This is a genomic window from Gemmata obscuriglobus (assembly GCF_008065095.1).
Classification (GTDB): Bacteria; Planctomycetota; Planctomycetia; order Gemmatales; family Gemmataceae; genus Gemmata; species Gemmata obscuriglobus.
On record NZ_CP042911.1, the window covers coordinates 2,501,357 to 2,518,873 of the forward strand.

General features: G+C 66.5%; 16 protein-coding genes and 2 tRNA genes. 4 read left to right on the forward strand and 14 right to left on the reverse strand.

Going from position 1 to position 17,517, the window contains the following annotated elements:
* The first annotated feature begins 143 nt into the window (after positions 1 to 143).
* Positions 144 to 2,363, forward strand: coding sequence for a DUF3160 domain-containing protein (locus tag GobsT_RS10450; protein WP_162097360.1), 2,220 nt, complete (start codon positions 144 to 146; stop codon positions 2,361 to 2,363).
* 10 nt (positions 2,364 to 2,373) lie between these two features.
* Here the strand turns inward: GobsT_RS10450 and GobsT_RS10455 are convergent, their stop codons facing one another.
* The 3 genes from GobsT_RS10455 to GobsT_RS10465 are packed head-to-tail and all read right to left on the reverse strand — an operon-like array spanning position 2,374 to position 5,161.
* On the reverse strand, positions 2,374 to 3,021 hold the full coding sequence (locus GobsT_RS10455) for a hypothetical protein (protein ID WP_010039772.1): 648 nt from the start codon (positions 3,019 to 3,021) through the stop codon (positions 2,374 to 2,376).
* A gap of 15 nt (positions 3,022 to 3,036) precedes the next feature.
* Positions 3,037 to 3,780 carry a DUF4058 family protein gene (locus GobsT_RS10460; protein WP_010039771.1) on the reverse strand — a complete coding sequence of 248 codons (744 nt, stop codon included), beginning with the start codon at positions 3,778 to 3,780 and terminating at the stop codon, positions 3,037 to 3,039.
* 31 nt (positions 3,781 to 3,811) lie between these two features.
* The gene (locus GobsT_RS10465) at positions 3,812 to 5,161 is read right to left on the reverse strand and encodes a cystathionine beta-synthase (protein WP_010039770.1); all 1,350 of its coding nucleotides are present in this window, start codon (positions 5,159 to 5,161) and stop codon (positions 3,812 to 3,814) included.
* Between the two features lie 284 nt (positions 5,162 to 5,445).
* Between GobsT_RS10465 and GobsT_RS10470 the strand changes: the two genes are divergently transcribed.
* Positions 5,446 to 6,432 (forward strand): DNA integrity scanning protein DisA nucleotide-binding domain protein, encoded by a 987-nt coding sequence (locus tag GobsT_RS10470; RefSeq protein WP_010039769.1) that lies wholly within the window; start codon positions 5,446 to 5,448, stop codon positions 6,430 to 6,432.
* Positions 6,433 to 6,915: 483 nt separating this feature from the next.
* Here GobsT_RS10470 and GobsT_RS10475 read toward each other — a convergent pair whose 3' ends face one another.
* From GobsT_RS10475 to rpsU, 4 genes are all read right to left on the reverse strand, one after another.
* Positions 6,916 to 7,359 (reverse strand): universal stress protein, encoded by a 444-nt coding sequence (locus GobsT_RS10475; RefSeq protein ID WP_010039768.1) that lies wholly within the window; start codon positions 7,357 to 7,359, stop codon positions 6,916 to 6,918.
* Positions 7,360 to 7,408: 49 nt separating this feature from the next.
* A complete protein-coding gene (locus GobsT_RS10480; protein WP_010039767.1) occupies positions 7,409 to 7,867 on the reverse strand; it encodes a hypothetical protein in 459 nt (152 codons plus the stop codon).
* A 227-nt stretch (positions 7,868 to 8,094) separates the two neighbouring features.
* Positions 8,095 to 8,580 carry a hypothetical protein gene (locus GobsT_RS10485; protein WP_010039765.1) on the reverse strand — a complete coding sequence of 162 codons (486 nt, stop codon included), beginning with the start codon at positions 8,578 to 8,580 and terminating at the stop codon, positions 8,095 to 8,097.
* 662 nt (positions 8,581 to 9,242) lie between these two features.
* Positions 9,243 to 9,464, reverse strand: coding sequence for a 30S ribosomal protein S21 (rpsU, locus tag GobsT_RS10490; RefSeq protein ID WP_010039763.1), 222 nt, complete (start codon positions 9,462 to 9,464; stop codon positions 9,243 to 9,245).
* Between the two features lie 212 nt (positions 9,465 to 9,676).
* On the opposite strand from rpsU, the gene GobsT_RS10495 reads away from it, so the two are divergent.
* Positions 9,677 to 10,780: a peptidylprolyl isomerase gene (locus GobsT_RS10495; protein ID WP_010039760.1), complete on the forward strand. Its 1,104-nt coding sequence runs from the start codon at positions 9,677 to 9,679 to the stop codon at positions 10,778 to 10,780.
* Between the two features lie 308 nt (positions 10,781 to 11,088).
* Here the strand turns inward: GobsT_RS10495 and GobsT_RS10500 are convergent, their stop codons facing one another.
* The 4 genes from GobsT_RS10500 to GobsT_RS38715 all read right to left on the reverse strand — a co-directional run bounded on the left by GobsT_RS10500 (position 11,089) and on the right by GobsT_RS38715 (position 13,983).
* The gene (locus GobsT_RS10500) at positions 11,089 to 11,508 is read right to left on the reverse strand and encodes a hypothetical protein (protein WP_010039757.1); all 420 of its coding nucleotides are present in this window, start codon (positions 11,506 to 11,508) and stop codon (positions 11,089 to 11,091) included.
* A gap of 106 nt (positions 11,509 to 11,614) precedes the next feature.
* Positions 11,615 to 11,941, reverse strand: a complete 327-nt coding sequence (locus GobsT_RS10505; protein WP_010039754.1) for an endonuclease/exonuclease/phosphatase family protein — start codon at positions 11,939 to 11,941, stop codon at positions 11,615 to 11,617.
* Between the two features lie 39 nt (positions 11,942 to 11,980).
* Entirely contained in the window at positions 11,981 to 13,045 is a 1,065-nt protein-coding gene (locus GobsT_RS10510) for an RluA family pseudouridine synthase (RefSeq protein ID WP_010039752.1), read from the reverse strand.
* Positions 13,046 to 13,140: 95 nt separating this feature from the next.
* On the reverse strand, positions 13,141 to 13,983 hold the full coding sequence (locus tag GobsT_RS38715) for a tetratricopeptide repeat protein (protein WP_010039750.1): 843 nt from the start codon (positions 13,981 to 13,983) through the stop codon (positions 13,141 to 13,143).
* Positions 13,984 to 14,163: 180 nt separating this feature from the next.
* Here GobsT_RS38715 and ftsY point away from each other — a divergent pair, with 180 nt between their 5' ends.
* A complete protein-coding gene (gene ftsY, locus GobsT_RS10520) occupies positions 14,164 to 15,078 on the forward strand; it encodes a signal recognition particle-docking protein FtsY (RefSeq protein ID WP_010039748.1) in 915 nt (304 codons plus the stop codon).
* Between the two features lie 414 nt (positions 15,079 to 15,492).
* Here the strand turns inward: ftsY and GobsT_RS10525 are convergent.
* From GobsT_RS10525 to GobsT_RS10535, 3 genes are all read right to left on the reverse strand, one after another.
* Positions 15,493 to 15,566, reverse strand: a tRNA-Glu gene (locus GobsT_RS10525).
* A 4-nt stretch (positions 15,567 to 15,570) separates the two neighbouring features.
* Positions 15,571 to 15,642: transfer RNA gene (locus tag GobsT_RS10530), tRNA-Gln, on the reverse strand.
* Positions 15,643 to 15,654: 12 nt separating this feature from the next.
* On the reverse strand, positions 15,655 to 16,989 hold the full coding sequence (locus GobsT_RS10535) for a hypothetical protein (RefSeq protein WP_010052542.1): 1,335 nt from the start codon (positions 16,987 to 16,989) through the stop codon (positions 15,655 to 15,657).
* Positions 16,990 to 17,517: the final 528 nt, after the last annotated feature.

The window sequence follows — 17,517 nt, forward strand, 5'->3', positions numbered from 1 at the left end:
TTCCTTTCGTGTGGGCGCTACCTCCAGCCTACCGCGACCGCCTGCGGTGCGGCCAGTGAGCGGCCCTCGGGTTACTCTCATGTCCTTCAAACGTCTTTCCAGTTAGCATGTCGATCCTGGCGTTTTCGTTTGAAGGGGTTCTCATGCTCCGGTTCGCTCGTGTACTGCTTCCGACGGCTCTTGCGGTCGCGCTGACGGGTTCGGCCCCTGGGGCTCCGCCCGAAGCTCCGGTGGACCCGGGCTGGGTCGAAGTCGCGCGCAAGAACGGCCTCACCGCGGCAGAAATCAAACTCTTGCGCGAGCAGAAGTTCCTCGTCACTGGCACCACCCGGCGACAGGTATTCAGCCCCTACGTCGGCAACGACGTGCCGGTTTTTATCACCAGTGATTCCGTTCTGAGCGCGTACCACGTCCTGCTCGAAGAGTCGATCTACCGTATGGAGCTGGCGAACAGCCGAAAATTACCCGGCGTGCTGGCCCGGGCCGTCAAAAATCTGGACGAGGCGGCGGCCAGCTTTCCAGGTCGAGCACAACTCGCGAAGCCGGCGACGAAACGTGCCGCGATCTTCCTCGGGGTCGCGCGGAATCTGCTCGACGACAAAATCCTCCCCAACGACGCCGACGTGAGTGGCGACGTGCAGGCTGAGGTGAAACGCGTCGTTGCGGGCGTCGGCACTGAGAAGCCCACCTGGCTCGGCCCGCCGGATAGAGGATTCGCGGCGGTGGACTATTCGCGGTTCACGCCGCGCGGCTTCTACACCCGCACGCCCGCACTTCAGCGACACTTTCGGGCGGTTGCGTGGCTGCAAGCGATACCGTTCCGATTGGACCGCGACGAGGAGCTCGTGGCGTTCGTGCTGATGCGCCGTGCCTATTTCGGCGCACAGCCGAATGCGCAGATCGATCAAAGCATCTGGGATTCGTTCCGTGCTTTTCTCGGCAACCGCGATGATTGGGATCTGTCGGACGTATGGCACAGCCCGAAAGACCTGACGAATGCGGAACTGGACCGGGTGCGGCAGAAGTACGCGGGGAGCGGCGAGAGCTGGAAGTCGCAAATCAACGACCAACTCCGCGTCGCTCCAACGGAACCGGGCGCCGGGTCCGAACTCGCGTTCCGCTTCCTTTCCGCGTACCGTTTGCCGGACGCGGTGATGTTCGCACGCACGGTTCCGGGCGTAGAGAAACGCGTCTTACCGTCGGGGCTCGACGTGGCCGCGGCGCTCGGCTCACCGCTCGCGCGCGACAAGCTGAAGAAAGAGCGGCCACAACTGTTGACGGAAATCGACAAGCAACGCCCGCTGTTTAAGGGCGACAACGTGTACGCGGACTACCTGCGGTGCCTCGGCACGCTGATGGAACGCACCGAACCCGATGCGCCGGAGTTCATGAAGGGCGAGCCGTGGCGCATCAAGACGGCGCAGACGGCTCTCGCGGGTTGGGCGCAGATGCGGCACACCTGGGCGCTCCAGGCGAAAAACCACACCGACTACCTTAGCGACACTGAACGGTGCGACGGCTTCATCGAACCTGTGCCGGAGTTCTACGGCAGCTTAAACAAGCTCGTCGAAGACACGACGGCCATTCTCAAAGAGGCGGGGGCGTTGACGGACGACGAGGGGGCCGTGCTCAAGGAGTTTGCCGAGGAGTTTCGTGCGGCGGAAGAGCTGGCGAAAAAAGTAGCTGTGCCGAAATTGGATCCTCGCTCGCTCACACAGAAGGAGCGCGATCTCGTGCTCAAGTTCGCCCCTGAGCTGGACGGGCGATGGGATCTGCCGGAGAAGGAGAGAATAACCGATAACCCTTTGGCCGAATTTACTGATGCTGTTGCCGAGTATCGAAAATTCGCCGGGCCGCCCGGCTCACCCGACGGGTACAAATTTCTCGCTTCATACTTGGGGCATCGCGCGGGCCGGAACGCCCGGCACTGGGAACGCCTTGCGAAGGTGTGCGGCAAACTGGAAACGCTCGCGCACAAGCAACTCCGGCAGGTGCCGTTCACAGCAGACGAAAAGGCGTTCATCCGGGACTACGGCAAATCGCTCGCCGCGATCATGCTTTACGGCGGCAGCTCTTGGCTCCGGCCGCGCGACGACGCGATGCGGGTGGTCGATGTGTTTTCCGGTAATGGCCGGCACTTGCACGTCGGCATCGCCCGCCCGCGAATCATGTGGGTGCTGTACCCCACCAAGAACGGCGAGGTGTTGTGTTCTGGGGCGATCGTGCCGTATGCCGAGTTCACCAGCGCCAACCGCTTGACGGACGGCGACTGGAAGGCGCTCCTTGATTCGCCACGAAAGCCGGCGGTCCCGGCGTGGGCTCAGCCGGTCGTTCCGCCCGAGCGCGGAACCGGCAACCGGTAGCGCGTCGATGTCAGGTCGGGGTGGCCCCTCGGGCGGCGTCGGCGTAGGTGGATTCGAGGTCGAGCGTCAGGTTCGTTCCTCCGCGCACGGCTATTGGCACCGTGGGCAGCGCCGCGCCCGCCGGGACGTTGTGGTGCCACAGGCCGAACAGCTCGGCGCCGTTGTGAACCATCGGGTGAACCGCGAGCACCGGCGCGTCGGTCCCGCGCGGCCGCTTCGTGATCGGGTACACCCCGGTGAGGCTGTGCAGGTGCGTCGCCCAACTCGCCGCCCCCGGGAGCGCGTCAACGATCACGACCCCGGCCCCGGCGGACATGAGCCCGGCGGCCCGGACCGCAAACGCCAGCGCCGAATCGGAATCGGCCTTATTGTCCGGGGTCACAAGCAGCACGGCCGCCGCGACCTGGCGCCCGTCCCGCCCCACGACGCTGACCCCGACGCGGTCACTGAACCGGGCCGGGGCCATGTTCATGGGCATCGTTTCGGGCACCGGGCCGGGCAGTTGGACCGCCGCGGCCGCTTGCGCCCGCGTCGCGGCGGCGGGCTCGGCGACGAACGGGCCGCCCGCGAGCTGGGCGTTCAGGGCGGCGGCGACGGCCGTGGCCCAGCCGGTCAGGAACTCAACCGGGTCGCGCCCGTCGGTGTTCAGGAGTGGCATGTGTCCTCGTGTGGGTTATTCCGGTATGCGGAGCCGGGCGCAGGCTTCCGCGTAAGTGGCTTCGAGGTCGAGCTTGACGCAGCCGTAGCTCTTGAGTGCGAGCGGCACCGAGGGCAGCGGCTCGCCGACCTTGAGCGGCCAGGGCCAGAGGTCGATCAGGTCTTCTCGCTTGCGGCTCACCGGGCGGTACGCGGTGACGTAAATCCACGGATCGTCGGCCATCAAGAATTTGCTGTCGTGCTTGGCGATCCGAACGAGTTCGTTGTGCAGGTTCCAGTGCCGCGATGTCACGATGTCGATGACGACGAGGCCGATGCCCTTCCCAAGGTAGCTGAGGCACTTGGCGGCGAACTGCTCGCGTTCGCTCTCGTCTTTCTTGTTCGAAGGGCTGACCAACTCGACCACCGCGAGCAGGTTGTAATTGGCGTTCGCGTCCCGCACTTCGACCTTGACCTCGACCGGAAACGACGCCGGCATACTCAACTTGGTAGCGGGCGGAGCGTACGTTTCGGCCATCACCGCGACCGCGGTTCCTATGCCTGATGCGATCTCGGTGTCGCCGGACCCGTTTTCGTCCGAACGCTCGTATTCTGCGACGTCTGCGGACACGGCGGAGCCCAGGTGCATCGGGGCGTCCGCGACGAACTGCTTCGGCAGCCGACGGTTCAGGTCGTCAGCAATGGCAAACGCCCAGCGCCCGTGAAACGATTCCCAAGGGCGGCGGCCGAGCGTACCGTGAAAGTGATCGAACAGCGGCATCGCGTGCCCTCCTCGGCGTGCATTGTACCGCTCACTTGCCGCGCCGGTCGCCCCAGTAGTGGATCAGGTCGATGCGGGTGACGATGTCGAGGACCGCGTCGTCCTGGGTCGCCAGCACCCCGGTGTAACCCGCCAGGAGCAGCCGGTACGCCTCGTCCAGGTGGGTGCGCACGTCGAGCGTCGGCAGCGGGCGGGCCATCAGGTCGCCGATGAGCACCTGGCGCGGGTCCTTGCCGTCGTGCAGGATGCGGGCCAGCGACACCTCCTGCACGCTCCCCACCGGCTTCCCCGCGTCCATCACGGGCAGTTGCGAGATCCCGGTCGCCTCCAGCAGCAGGATGGCGTCCTGCGCGGTCGCGGTCGGGGCGATGAACACCAGCTTCCGCTCCCCGCGCTTCTTGATTAGGTCGCCGACCGAGTGCGCGGGGGCTTCCGTGAAGGCGAGGTTGTTCGCCTTCAGCCACCCGTCGTCGAAGAACTTGCTCAGGTAGTTGCGCCCGGTGTCGCAGCCCACCGCGACCACCAGGTGCCCCGGCCCCAGCCGCCGCGCGTACCGTAGGGCCGCCGCCACGTTGGTCCCGGTGCTGCCGCCCAGCAGCATCCCCTCGCGGCGGGCCAGCTCGCGGGCCACGTGGAACGACTCGGCGTCCCCCACCCGCACCCAGTCGTCCACGTACTTGCTCGAGAACGTCTTGGGCACGAAGTCCTCGCCGATCCCCTCCACCTTCCACGGCTTCGGCGAGTCGCCCGACAGCACCGACCCCTCCGGGTCCGCCCCGACGATCTTCACGTTCGGGTTCATCTGCTTCAGGTACTTGCCCACCCCGCTCACGGTGCCGCCGGTGCCGACCCCGCACACGAACACCGTCACCTTCCCCTTCGTCTGCTCCCAGATCTCGGGGCCGGTGGTGCGGTAGTGGGCGTCGGGGTTGGCGGCGTTGGTGAACTGGTTCGGGCGCCACGCCCCCGGGATCTCGCGGGCCAGCCGGTCCGCCACCCCGTTGTAACTTTCCGGGGAGTCCGGGGCGACGGCGGTGGGGGTGATCACCACCTCCGCGCCGTAGGCCTTGAGCAGCAGGACCTTCTCGGTGCTCATCTTGTCGGGCAGCACGAAGATGCACCGGTACCCCTTTACCGCCGCGACCATCGCCAGCCCGACCCCGGTGTTGCCCGCGGTGGCCTCGATGATGGTGCCGCCGGGACGGAGCAGGCCGCGCTGCTCCGCCTCGTCGATCATGGCCAGCGCCACCCGGTCCTTCACGCTCCCGCCCGGGTTGGCGAATTCGACCTTCACCGCGACCTTCGCCTGAAGGCCCTCGGTGAGCCGGTTGAGTTGCACCAGCGGCGTCCGGCCGACAGTGTCGAGGATGGATTCGAGCATGGTTTGGGACTCCGGACCGGGGACGTTCCGAACACCTCAATTGTCGAGCGCGGCCCCGCGGGGAGACAAGCCCGCGGAACTCGTTCTTTTTCGCGGTTCCGCAGTTGGCGTGTCGCGCGCGCGTGTCGTACAGTGGGCGAGACGAGACGAAGTCCGTAGTTCCACAGTTTCAAGTTCCGGGCGCCGTGCGAAACCCGCGGCCGCCCGAACGTTCGCCCGGCCGGTGTCGGCCCCGGAGCTTGAAACGGCCGCGACCGCTCCGCTTCCGCCGACCGTTGTTCATTATGAGCCTGCCCAGTCAAAGCGTCGCGCTGCTCCAGGCGGCCCGCGACCTCGTGAAGAGCTTGCCCGCCGACGCGGTGCTGCTGCTCACCGAAACGTCCCTCGACTGGGGCGAGGTGCGGCGCATGCTGGCCGGGTGCCGGCTGTTCGTCGCGGCCGAGAACCCGGCCCTCACGCGGTCGCTCCGCGACGACCCGGACTGGACCGTCATCGACCTCGACCCCGAGCCGCTCCCCACCCAGGAGCGGATGAACACCGCGCTGCTCAAGGCGGTCTCGGACGAGCTGCTCCCGCCGGGGTCGCACGTGGTGGCGATCTACAACGGGATCGCGACCCTCGACGACGCCCCGGAGCCGGTGGACAGCCTGAGCGTGATCCACCTGGGCGAGCACCTGGAGCGGATGACCTCGCAGGACCTGCGCATCCTGGGGGACGCGGCCCCGCTCGACGTGCTCCGCGCCGTGGTCGATCTGGCCACCGAGATCGGCCGCGAGGGCCGAGAGGGGCAACCCATCGGCACCATTCTGGTGGTGGGCGACACGCGCAAGGTGTTGAGCCTGTCGCACTTCCAGAACTTCAACCCGTTCCGCGGGTACTCGCGGGCCGAGCGCGACGTGCGCAAGAAGGACGTGCGCGAGCAGATCAAGGAGATCGCGAAACTGGACGGCGCGCTCCTCATCGGCCGGGACGGGATCGCGGAAGCCGCCTGCCTGCACCTGGGCGCGCACGGGGCCAACATGCGGAAGGGGTTCGGCAGCCGCCACACCGCCGCCGCGGGCATCAGCAAGCAGACCAGCGCGGTGGCGTTCGCGGTGAGCCAGTCGAGCGGCAGCGTGCGGGTGTTCAAAGGGGGCGAGGAGGTGCTGCACATCGAGCCGCTGGCCCGGCCGCACGTGTGGCAGCCGTTCCGGCTCGAGACCCAGGAGATCGAAGACAAGGACGAAGAGGAAGACGAAATAACCGACGAGAACGGCGACGAGGTGTCGTAGCGCGAATCGTTCCGTTGCGCGGAGAAGCCAAAGAGATTTTGGTAGGATTTACAGGATCAACAGGATTTCAAATGGGTCGGTTTTCATCCGGTGAATCCTGTTCATCCTGTCAAAACGTGTCTTCGTGAATATGCGGCTCGGACGGGCCGACGCGCGCACACGACCAGCCGCTCATTCCATTCGCAATTCTTGTTCACGGTCCGGCACTGGTATCTGTTCGGTTTTTGCCTTTGTGGCCCAGGCGTTCCTGTCCGGGCAACCTTCTCGCGCCGCTCAGGCCGGAACGTCTGGACCACAAGAAACAGACACTACCAACCGGATCGCGTCCTCATACATGAACCCATCTGCGGTGCCGCTTTTCCTGACGAGCCGCGACCGCCAGGGAGCGGGGTACGTGGCACCGCTCCCTGGCGGTCGGCGCGCCCGTCAAGAAAAGCGGCAGTAGTACCGGGTACGCGTATCAGTCGGTCGGATCGGCACGGGTTACGTCGGGACGGGTTGAGTCGGTATACGCATCGTCAGCACCGGGCATTCAGCCTTCCGCATCACGCTTTCCGCCACGCTCCCGACCAGCAGCCGCGTCAGCCCGCTGGTGCCGTGAGTCGCCATCACGACCATGTCCGCTTTCACGTCCGTCGCCAGTTTCAAGATCTGCTCCGCCGGGTCGCCCTTGAGGAGCCGGTAGTACGCGTGAAGGCCGGGGCTGGTGGGGTGCATCCGGGCGAGCTGGTCACACGCCTCACCCGGCTCCTCCGTGGGGAACGGGACGACCGCCCCGTTCGGGGCGAACACGTGCCCCGGCGCGATCACGTGGGCGACGATCAGCGTCGCCCGGTAGTCGCGGGCCAGCGCGCAGGCCAGGTCGAACGCCGACCGCGCCGCGTCCGAGAAGTCGGTCGGGTAAAGGACAGTGCGGATCGGAAGCACGGCGGGTTCCTCTTGAAGTGACGCGAGGGATGGCGAACCGGCCGCCATTTTATCGCACCGCGACCGCCGGTGCGGGCACCGGTCGGGAGCTGATGCGCTCTTCGCGCAGGTGCTGGTGGCACCGCACGCAGGTGAGCGTGAGATCGACGTAAGCGAGCGCCGCGGCGTCGATGTTCTTGTCCTTCGCGGCCTTTTTGAGGTTCTCGGACCGGCGGATGAACTCGTTGGTGTGCATCAGGTACTTTTCGGTCTCGTTGATCTTCCAGGTCACGTCTTTGGCGCAGTCCATCAGCCCGTCGGCGCCGCTGCCGATCTTGGCGAAGTCGTTCATCGCCAGCCCCTCCAGCACCCGCTGCGAGTGGGTCAGTTTGCGCTGCATCACGGTCGGCTTTTTCGGTTCGGCCTTCTCTTTCGGCTGCGGCTTCTCGTCCGCCCACCCGGCCCCGACCAGCGTAACTGCGGTTGCGACGACGGCGGCCCACAACGCGACTCGAACGAACGGCTTCATCAGCTTCTCCCGGTCGGGGTGCCGCAGCGTCGCCGGTGAAATCCGGGCCGTGGTGCGGCAGTGCGAGCGGAAAAGCAACTCGGGGGCCGGGCGCGCAGAAAGTGTGGCAAACGTGTGAAGTGCTGGTTTTTCGGTTCAATCGTGTGAGACGTGGCTGCTCCCTTCTCGCCTGCCGTGTGCGATTGTGGCACACGGCGGGCGAGAAGAGACGGAACCGCACACCGCGCTCAGGCGGCGTCCCCTTTAACGGATGGGGGGGCGGCCCGGTCGCACCACGCGATCACGGCGTCCAACTCGCGGATCGTGGCGTCGCGGTCTGTAACCGCCGCGCGCTCGACGGGGGGGAGGCCCGTGCGGGCGGCGATCCGGTCCGCGAGCCGGTGAACTTTCATCAGCACGAACGCCGACCCGGGGCCTTCCGATCGCCGGAACACGGCCCGGAGAGCGCGGCACCAGATGACGAGTCGCTCGGGGATGTTCTGAGTCGGTTCCGGGAAACGCGAGTCGTTGTGGGCGGCGGTGTACTCGCGCAGTGCCGCACGGAACGCCTCGAACGCCTTTTGTCGCGCCTGGAGGTCGGCGGCGGAGGTGGCGGTCTTGGCCGGGTCGTCCCGGTGGTTCTCCCACCGGGCCTGGAGGTCGAGTATGCGGGCGAGCGCGGTCGCCTGCTCGGCACTCAGTTTCTCGGCGGCGCTTTCGCTCAACTGCGGCATGGTCGCTTTCGCGGGTTGAGTAACGGAGGGGCCTTGTACCCCTCTCATCGGTTCGGACGGTTCCGAGGGTCCATAGCGAAGAATGGAAAGTGAGGAAAGCCGGGTTGTTCGCTCCGCACATCCGTCCCGTGAGTCAGGTGGCAAGAAGGTTCGCAACCTCGGTCGAACGGACGGTTGCCCGGTAACCGTTACAAAATCGGTTCCGACACGCTCCGAGTGGGACGAGTGCGAACTGCTTGGAATTGCAGCAGTTGATGACAGGGAACGGAGAAACTGGCAGACCTTGGCACAGCGTCTGCTTTAATTCTCCTCGTCGAAAAACAAGTCGGGCCGAGTCCCCCTGGCCCGCCCAACATACCTCACGACCCATCCCCAACCCTATCAACGAGAGCCGGCGGCTTCGGTCGCCGGCTCCTTCTTTTTAAAGTGTTCTGTGCGGGTGCGTGGCGAAGGTGAAGGGCTGTGAGGTGCCGCTTTGGGGCGGTCGAGATACGAGCGTGTGAGGAACTGGTTCGCTCACCGAGGGGCATAGTCGGTTTGAAAGCGGCCTTGAAAGAACTCGTGAAGCGATCGGGGAATGGATGCCGGCGTAAACGAATCGAGCCGGCTCGCCTCAGCTTTTGCGAGGCAAACCGGCCTTCTGATTCGTTCGGTCGGGACGCTTAGTACGAGCGTTCCTTCTTGACCGCCGGCTTGCCCATCGCGGCGCGCTTGATGGCGTTGCGGCGCTTGGCTTCCTTACGGTTCCGTGCCTCGCACGGCTTCTCGTAGTACTCATGGGCACGCAGCTCACGCTTCAGCCCGCTGCGTTCGACCAGCTTTTTGAACCGCCGGAGAGCCGCCCCGATCGGCTCCCGGTCGTGAACACGCATGCGCAGTCCCATTCAGCCTCCCGATTGTGGTGACAGAAGAGGATGATACGAGTAGGCGGGCGAATGTGCCACTCATTTTCCCGTTTTTTGTGCTGCGAGCCTTGCGCTTCAAGCTTGACAGCCCGTCGGGCATCCGCTATCCCTCGCGACTCTTGAGTAGAGCAGACCCGGGCCGCCCGGTTCGGGGGAGTGACGGGCGCCCGATTCGCTGGAGGAAGTCCGAGATGCGCAAATCGATTCGCGGGGTCGCGGCCCTGGTTCTGGGATCGGCCCTGACGGCGACGGCCGCGGCCCAGCCGCCCCAACCGCCCGCGGGCGCGCCCCCGGTGACGCCGACCGCGCCGGTGGGGGGGCCGGGCGCCGCCATGTCGGGCCTCGCGCCGTCGGTCACGCCCACCCCGAAGCCGCCCGAGGTGCGCCCCACCGGCAACGCCGCGGTGGTCAACGGCAAGCCCATCCCCGAGGTGGCGGTGTACCGCGCGCTGCGCCAGTTCCCGGAACAGCACCGGGACATGGCCCGCAAAGAGATCATGGCCCACCTGATCGAGAACGCGCTGATCGACGAGTACCTCACGGCGCTCAAGACCACCGTCGACGAGAAGGACGTGGAGAAGCTCATCGCGGACCTGAAGAAGGAGCTGACCGAGGCCAAGAAGGACTACGCGAAAGAGCTCGAAGCGATGATGCTCACCGAGGCCGAGTTCCGGAGCGAGGTGACGGCCCAGATGAAGTGGGAGAAGTTCGTCCAGCAGCAGGGCACCGACGCCGCCCTGAAGCAACTGTTCGAGAGCAGCCCGGACGTGTTCGACGGCACCATGGTGCGCGCCCGCCACATCCTCATGACCCCGGGCACCGACGAGGCGAAGCGGAAGGACGCGGACCAGAAGCTCCGCGGGATCAAGCAGGCGGTGGAGCAGGAGGCCGCGAAGGCGGTGGCCGCGCTGCCCGCCACCGCGGACGCGGTCGCGAAGGAGCAGGCCCGGGTGAGCAAGACGGACGAGATGTTCGCGGCGTACGCGAAGGGGTACAGCACCTGCCCGTCGAAGAAGGACGGCGGCGACCTGAACTTCTTCCCCCGCGCCGGGGCGATGGTGGAGCCGTTCGCGAAGGCCGCGTTCGCGCTCAAGCCGTACCAGATGAGCGACGTGGTCGCCACCGAGTTCGGCTACCACCTGATCCTCGTCACCCAGCGCCGCCAGGGCACCCCGAAGAAGTTCGAGGACAAGGGCGTGAAGGAAGACGTCCAGATGCTGTACGCGATGCGGCTCCGCGAGTCGGTGATCGCGATGATGAAGCCGAAGGCGCAGATCACCATCACCCCGAAGTGATCGGGCACCGGATTCAGTGAGTTCGAGGCGCCCGCGGACCCGGTCCGCGGGCGTTTCTTTTGCGCGCTGACCTCACCGCAATACAGGTTTCAATCGCCTGGGCACCGGAACGGGTACGAGCACTTCACCGCGGCGCAGTTAAAATCATTCCGGGAGCGGTGTAACGTCGGCGTTTGCGTTCTTCGACCTCAGGTAGGCGCTTTGCGTTCGCGTTCGTGCTGGTGGCGCTAATTCGCGACGACGGCCCGAACGAGCGAACCGCGAAGCCCGCGGAAGTTGAGAAGAAGTGGTCCGCCTCGCCATGAGACCTACGCTCCCGCGTTCGGATGCCGAAGAAGGAACGAAAGATACCCCACGAGGGGCGAATCGGGATTGGAGGCCAGTTGCTGGAAAAAAGCCGCGAGTTCTTCCTTGGAAGAGAACTGTGCGGTGACGCGATCCTCCGTCCAGTTGGCGTACTGAGTGATTGGAAAGCCCTTCTTCGGTACCCCAAAGCACGCCACCGTGCGCCCCTGGGGGGCACCGTTCCGCGTTACGTCGAGATTGTACCGCGTTTCGGTCTCATCACCTGTCATGACCTTGAGGCGGACGGTCGCCTGATTTTTCGTCACTGCCTCAGTCGCCTTGGCTATTTCAACCGCAGACGTGTGTAAGGCATTGCTTGCTTCGTTAACGTCTTCCTCGGTCTCTTGTAGCGAAGCCCGCAGCAAGTCTTCCAGTGTGGGCATGGGTTAACTCGCAGGGAAAATGATTCGTCCTGTAATGGGCAGATGGTCGGAGAGGCCACTTGCAACACCGGACAGCCAAGTGAAGGCTTCTGGCTTCCCACCCGCCTCAATGCACTCGGGCAAGGCGGTGAAACACGGCGACCTGAAACTGCGCACCCGGGGCCGCGTCCGGGAATATCAGCTCGTAACCGGACAACGCCCGATTGCGCAATTCCTCGGCCGCGGTCGCCGTGATTTCGCCGAGTCCCAAGACGTCAGGCGCTTGGGTCGCAACGAGGTGCTGAAGCGCGGCATCGACCCGGGCGCACTTCTCGGCATAGGCCGGTGGTTCAAGCGGCCAACGCTCTTGGCCCGCGCGGCTCGCGTCGTAGTGCGCGAAATTGTTGACGTTCCACCAGGCGAACCGGATCGCAGGCAGCACATTGGGCGACATCGCTCGCGCCGGGTTGGAGCAACGGGGCGGGTTCCACGTTTAACGTATCGCCCGGTGCTGGCGCAGGGCATCGAGGGTGCGGCGCATGTCCGGCGGGAGCGGCGCCTCGGCCTCGATCCACTGCCCGGTGCGCGGGTGCTGGAACCGCAGCCGGAACGCGTGCAGCGCCTGCCGCCCCAGCAGCACCTCGTCCTCTGCCGGGGGCGTGCCGGGGGCGATCTCCGATAACTTCACCTGGGCGCGCCCGCCGTAGATCTTGTCCGCCAGCACCGCGCACCCCACGTGCAGCAGGTGGACGCGGATCTGGTGCGTGCGGCCCGTCCGCGGCTGCACCTTCACCAGCGTGAACCCGCGGAACCGCTCCAGCACCTCGTAGTAGCTCAGCGCGTGCTTCGCGTCCGGGTCCGTGGAGACGATCATCTTCAGCCGGTCGTAGGGGTGCATCTTCAGCGCCCCCTCGATGTAGTCCGAGTCGCGCTCCAGCTCCCCCGCGGCGATCGCCACGTACTCCTTGAACACCTTCCGCGACTCGAACTGCATCGCCAGATCGCGGTGCGTCAGGTCGTCCTTCGCCACCAGGATGACGCCGCTCGTGTCCTTGTCGAGCCGGTGGACGATGCCCGCACGCAGGTGCCCGGCCCCGGTGCTCAAATGCTCGCGGAAGTGCCACTGGAGCGCGTTCACCAGCGTGCCGGACCAGTTCCCCTTGGCCGGGTGGACCACCATGTCCGCCGGCTTGTTCACCAGCGCCAGCCACTCGTCCTGGTACAGGATGTCGAGCGGGATGTCCTCGGGCACCGGGATCTCGTGCGTCGGCTCCGGCATCGTGACGTGCAGCCGGTCGTTCTTGCGCACCTTGTAGCTGGGCTTCAGCACGGGGCGGCCGTTGAGCAGCACCCCGCCGCTCTCGATGGCCCTCTGCACGACCGAGCGGCTCCAGTCGGCCCCGAGGTGGAGCTGCACGTACTGGTCGAGGCGCATCCCCTCGGACTTGACCATCACGAGCAGGTCGAGCGGCTCGCGGAACCGCACGCTGGGCGTGACCGGGGCGGGCTCGGCGCCCGGGGCGATGAGGTCGTCTTCCAGCTCTTCGGGCTCGGACATGGTGCCCCCGGGAACGGATGAGCCCCCCTGATTCTCAGCTCGGCAGGAATCAGGGAGGCTCGCGTTCCGTGTTCGGTTCGGGTTGTCGGCGACGGTCACGGCCCGCCGGGGAGCCCCGGGAGGCCGGCGCCGAACGGGTTGTCGATCGGCGACTTGGGGGCGAGCCCCGGGTCGATCGGCTTGGGCATGGTGTACGCGCGGTCTTGCAGGTCGATCACCTGCCGCGGGTTGCTCCGCAGCGACTCGGCGAGCTTCTTCGCGTCCTTGCTCCACTCCGTATCGGGGACGGCTTCGGCCAGCTTCTCCAGGTACTCGGCCGCCTTGGCCGGGTCCCCGCGGTACTGGTCCGGGGCGCCGTCCTTCGGCATCCCGACCAGTGCGGCCTCGCCCTTCGCGGCGCCACGGAGGCAGACCGCCTTCATGATCGGGTCGTCCTTGTACGCGTCGGCGAGCTTCAGGAACGAGTCGCGGGCCTTCTCGACGTTGTCGACCGCCTCTTTGCGGCGGGCGGGGTCGGTCAGGCTGAACCGCTCGATGCCCTCCGGCCCGAGGAGCGCGCGGGCCGTTTCGACTTCCGCGAGCCGGGCCTGCACCGTGTCCGGGTTCTTCTTGGCGAACTCCTCGAGCGACGACACCGACGCGGACCCGCTCAGCCCGTCGAACTCGGTCCACCGCCCGGACTCAACTTTGAAGTTGCTCCGGGTGATGTAAATGGTGGTGCCGACGACCGCCGCCACGACGAGCGTGACGGCCATCGCCCGGTAGCTGATGAGTTCGCCCTTGGTGAACTGCTCCCAGCCGGTGCTCAGGGCGGTCGCCAGCGCGTTCGGTTCGGCCGGCGGTTCCGGGGGCGCCGCCGGCGCAGCCGGGGCCGTGGGCGCGGTCGGGGCCGTCGGGGCGGTGGCTGCGGTCGTGGGTGGCGTCGGTTCCGTGCTCATTTAGCGCTCTCGGCACACCAGTGAAGACATCGCGGCCGGCACAAACGGATCATCCGGCAGATTGAGTTGATGATATGGCCCCCCTCAGAAGGGGTCAACGGAAGTGCGGGGCGGGCGACGCCGGGTCCGAACGCCGTCCAATACAATGAGTTGGAACACGCACCTTAACGAGGGCGGCGCATGCTGGGGCGGTTTTTCAAAGGCATCAAGGCGGGGCTGACCAAGACGAAGAGCGTCTTCGGCGGCGTGTTCGACCTGCTCCGCGGCAAGGGGCGGGTCGATGAGGCGTTCCTTGAGGAGCTTGAAAAGCGCCTGTACCTCGCGGACGTGGGCACCCAGGCCACGCTGCTGATCGTGGACCGGGTCCGGCAGGGGTTCCGCGACAAGGAGATCACCGGCGAGATCGAGACGTTCGTGAAGGCGCAGCTCCGCGAGCTGCTCACCGACCCGTCCCCGGGGCTGAACTACCAGGCTTCCGGCCCGACGGTCGTCATGATCGCCGGCGTGAACGGCTCGGGCAAAACCACGTCCATCGCGAAGCTGGCGAACCGGCTCCAGGCGGACGGCAAGAAGGTGCTGCTGGCCGCGTGCGACACGTTCCGGGCCGCCGCCGTCGAGCAGCTCACGGTGTGGGCCGGGCGGCTGGGCTGCGACATCGTGAAGCAGGGGCAGAACGCCGACCCCTCGGCGGTGGCGCACGACGCCTGCGAGAAGGCCAAGGCCCGCGGGTTCGACGTGCTCATCGTGGACACCGCCGGGCGGCTCCACACGCAGACGCACCTCATGAAGGAGCTGGAAAAGATCCACCGGATCGTGACCCGGCAGATCCCCGGCGCCCCGCACGAGGTGCTCATGGTGCTGGACGCCACGACGGGCCAGAACGCGCTGGTTCAGGCCGAGCAGTTCTCGAAGTCCGTCAAGTGCACCGGCATCATCCTGTCGAAGCTCGACGGGACGGCGAAGGGCGGGGCGGTGTTCGCGATCAAGCAGAAGCTCGGCCTGCCGGTCAAGTTCGTCGGCCTCGGCGAGAAGATCGAGGACATGGAGCCGTTCGACCCGGACGCCTTCGTGACCGCGCTGTTCGAGAAAGAATAGGAAGGGCGTTGTTACCGTGGCGCGGTAAACCTCGCCGCGCGTGCGAAAGCTGGCACCGCGTTCAATTGCAGATCAATTCTCATCTGTAGCCGGCCTCTGTGCGGTCGGTGCTAGACGAATGGTGTCGCGCCGGATTTATACCAAATCCGGTTGAAGAGTAACCGCTCGGCAGAGTGTAGGTTGCACCCGCCTGCTGACGCAGGCGGTTCGACAAACTGCGGTCGAACCGCCTGCGTCAGCAGGTGGGTGGCGCTCCCAACCACCGTTACTCTTCAACCGGATTTGGTATCACAGAGGCCGGCTACAGAATACGGCGCAGATGCGGGGCAACCGACCGGGGAGTGAGGCACCCGCTATCAGCCGGCGGGTGGCGCCCCAGATCGCAGCTTGAAACTACCGGACCCGAAATAAGAACGTTCGGGGGCAGGGCTCGAACCTGCGTCCAACCGGATGAGAGCCGGCCGCTCTACCACTGAGCTACCCCAAACGTAAACCTGGGGACAGGGCTCGAACCTGCGTCCAGCCGGTCCAGAGCCGGCCGCTCTACCACTGAGCTACCCCAGGCCGACCGGCGCCTCACGACGCCGGCAGCTTCAACGTCTTGCCGGAAAACACCCCGACCTTCCTCAACAGTGCGGCCAGCCCCGGGTGGCCGACCGCGACGCCGTGGACGAGTTCCGGCGTCGGCCGGAACGCTTCGACCGTGCGGCCCGGGCGGGGCGCCGTCCACCCCTTCGCGACCGGATCGACGCCGCACCGCACGCACACGGCCTCGACCTCGGCGCGGGTGCAACTCGCGGTGCCGCCGAGCACCTCCCACGGCGCCGGGAGCGCCGCCCAGACCGCCGTGTCCGGTTCCAACCCGCCGCCGCTCGCCCGGTGCCAGTACGCCACGTCCGCTGCCATCAGCCGGAGGACCTTACCCGGGCACAGCCGATCGAGGAGGGCGTTCATGTCCAGCGCGTGAAGCACCGCGATCCAGCTCTCGCGGGCCTTGTTCCACGCCCCGGCGATGGCGTTCCAGGTGGTCGAGTCGTCGCCCCGCTTCACGATCATCGTGGCGCGGTCGAACCGCGACTTCTCCCACACGCTCCGCAGCAGTTCCGCGATCCCGGCGAGCAGGTCGAACCAGACCGCTAGGAACCGGCCCTTCTGCTCGTCGGTCAGCCGGTCGAGCACCTCGCGGACCGGGTGAACGTGGGCCACCGCCCACCAGTGCGCGGCGGGGCTGCGCCGGCACCGGGCGAACAGCATGTCGGCGATTTCGTCATACGGGCGCTCCTGCGGACCGTTGGTGAACACGCTCCGCAGGTTCGCCCGGGCCGTCAGGTACGCGATGAAGCACGCCGAGTCGCGGTCGGCGACGAAATCGGCCCGGGTGATCCGCGACGCCAGCCGCGACTTGGCGACCAGCGTGTACTCGCGCTTGCGGATCTCGCGCTCCAGCGTGACCAGCTTGGCCTCCATCCGCCCCAGCAGCCGGAACCGCTTGTTGTACTGCCGCTTCGACAGTTCCCCGAGCCCGGCGGCGGTGCGGTCCGAGCGGTTCAGCCGGTGCTGCTTGAAGTCGCTCGCGCCCGGCGCCTTCGCGATCGTGCCCGATGCGGCGGCGATGTACGGCGCAAGCGCGGCCGGTTCGTCGCACGCGGCGCCCGCCGGCGCGGCGAGCGTCGGGAACAGGTCGCGCGCGGTCCGAACCTGGTTCGCCAGCCCGACCGGCTTTTGAAACTCGGTCGACATGGAGCTGTACGCCCACCCGCCGCGGGTATGGGCGCCGCGGGCCGCGCGGTCGAGGATCGTGCTCTCGGCTGAGGACAGCGCCGCGCCCAGTTCCTGGCGCACCAGTTCGGCCACGTCCTCGGGACGCAGCCGCCGTGCGAGAGAGGAGTATAAGTCGTCGATGGTCGCCATCACGCCTCCGGCCCGTCGGGCCTCGTCTGCTACTCACGCTGAGAGACACGCGGGCGTGAACTGGGTTCACCGATGGGGCAATCGCTGGTCGCCCGCTGGCGTTTCGCTGACGGATTGCTGGTCACCGACTGGTGTGTTGATGGACGCACGGTATGCGAGATGTGCCGACTTTAACACTCGTTGCATGAGGGATGCAGGTGGCGTATGTGAACGCCCGCGGATTGGCGTCGGACCGACCGGGTCGCGATTCGAGGTGCCCGCAGCACGACATTCGTGCTGCGTAAGCTGTTAAATAGCAGGGGTTTGTGTGAGAAGTGTCTCGCGCACACGTGCCGCGCCTTCGGCACAGCCGGCCCGAAGCATCGTCGACCGCTTCGTGACCGCTGTAACCCCCGTTACAGCGCGGGCCGAATCCGATAGAGTCGTGCCTTTGCCGGAGCGCGGGCCTCTGGCCCGCTGGTACGCGCTGGGAGTGAGCTTTGAGTACACGCGGAGCCGAATCGAACCGCCGAGGTCAAGCGGGCCAGA

Coding starts and splice junctions, on each gene's coding strand:
- GobsT_RS10450 (WP_162097360.1), top strand. CDS start 144: ATGCTCCGGTTCGCTCGTGTACTGCTTCCGACGGCTCTTGCGGTCGCG.
- GobsT_RS10455 (WP_010039772.1), bottom strand. CDS start 3,021: ATGCCACTCCTGAACACCGACGGGCGCGACCCGGTTGAGTTCCTGACC.
- GobsT_RS10460 (WP_010039771.1), bottom strand. CDS start 3,780: ATGCCGCTGTTCGATCACTTTCACGGTACGCTCGGCCGCCGCCCTTGG.
- GobsT_RS10465 (WP_010039770.1), bottom strand. CDS start 5,161: ATGCTCGAATCCATCCTCGACACTGTCGGCCGGACGCCGCTGGTGCAA.
- GobsT_RS10470 (WP_010039769.1), top strand. CDS start 5,446: ATGAGCCTGCCCAGTCAAAGCGTCGCGCTGCTCCAGGCGGCCCGCGAC.
- GobsT_RS10480 (WP_010039767.1), bottom strand. CDS start 7,867: ATGAAGCCGTTCGTTCGAGTCGCGTTGTGGGCCGCCGTCGTCGCAACC.
- GobsT_RS10485 (WP_010039765.1), bottom strand. CDS start 8,580: ATGCCGCAGTTGAGCGAAAGCGCCGCCGAGAAACTGAGTGCCGAGCAG.
- rpsU (WP_010039763.1), bottom strand. CDS start 9,464: ATGGGACTGCGCATGCGTGTTCACGACCGGGAGCCGATCGGGGCGGCT.
- GobsT_RS10495 (WP_010039760.1), top strand. CDS start 9,677: ATGCGCAAATCGATTCGCGGGGTCGCGGCCCTGGTTCTGGGATCGGCC.
- GobsT_RS10500 (WP_010039757.1), bottom strand. CDS start 11,508: ATGCCCACACTGGAAGACTTGCTGCGGGCTTCGCTACAAGAGACCGAG.
- GobsT_RS10505 (WP_010039754.1), bottom strand. CDS start 11,941: ATGTCGCCCAATGTGCTGCCTGCGATCCGGTTCGCCTGGTGGAACGTC.
- GobsT_RS10510 (WP_010039752.1), bottom strand. CDS start 13,045: ATGTCCGAGCCCGAAGAGCTGGAAGACGACCTCATCGCCCCGGGCGCC.
- GobsT_RS38715 (WP_010039750.1), bottom strand. CDS start 13,983: ATGAGCACGGAACCGACGCCACCCACGACCGCAGCCACCGCCCCGACG.
- ftsY (WP_010039748.1), top strand. CDS start 14,164: ATGCTGGGGCGGTTTTTCAAAGGCATCAAGGCGGGGCTGACCAAGACG.
- GobsT_RS10535 (WP_010052542.1), bottom strand. CDS start 16,989: ATGGCGACCATCGACGACTTATACTCCTCTCTCGCACGGCGGCTGCGT.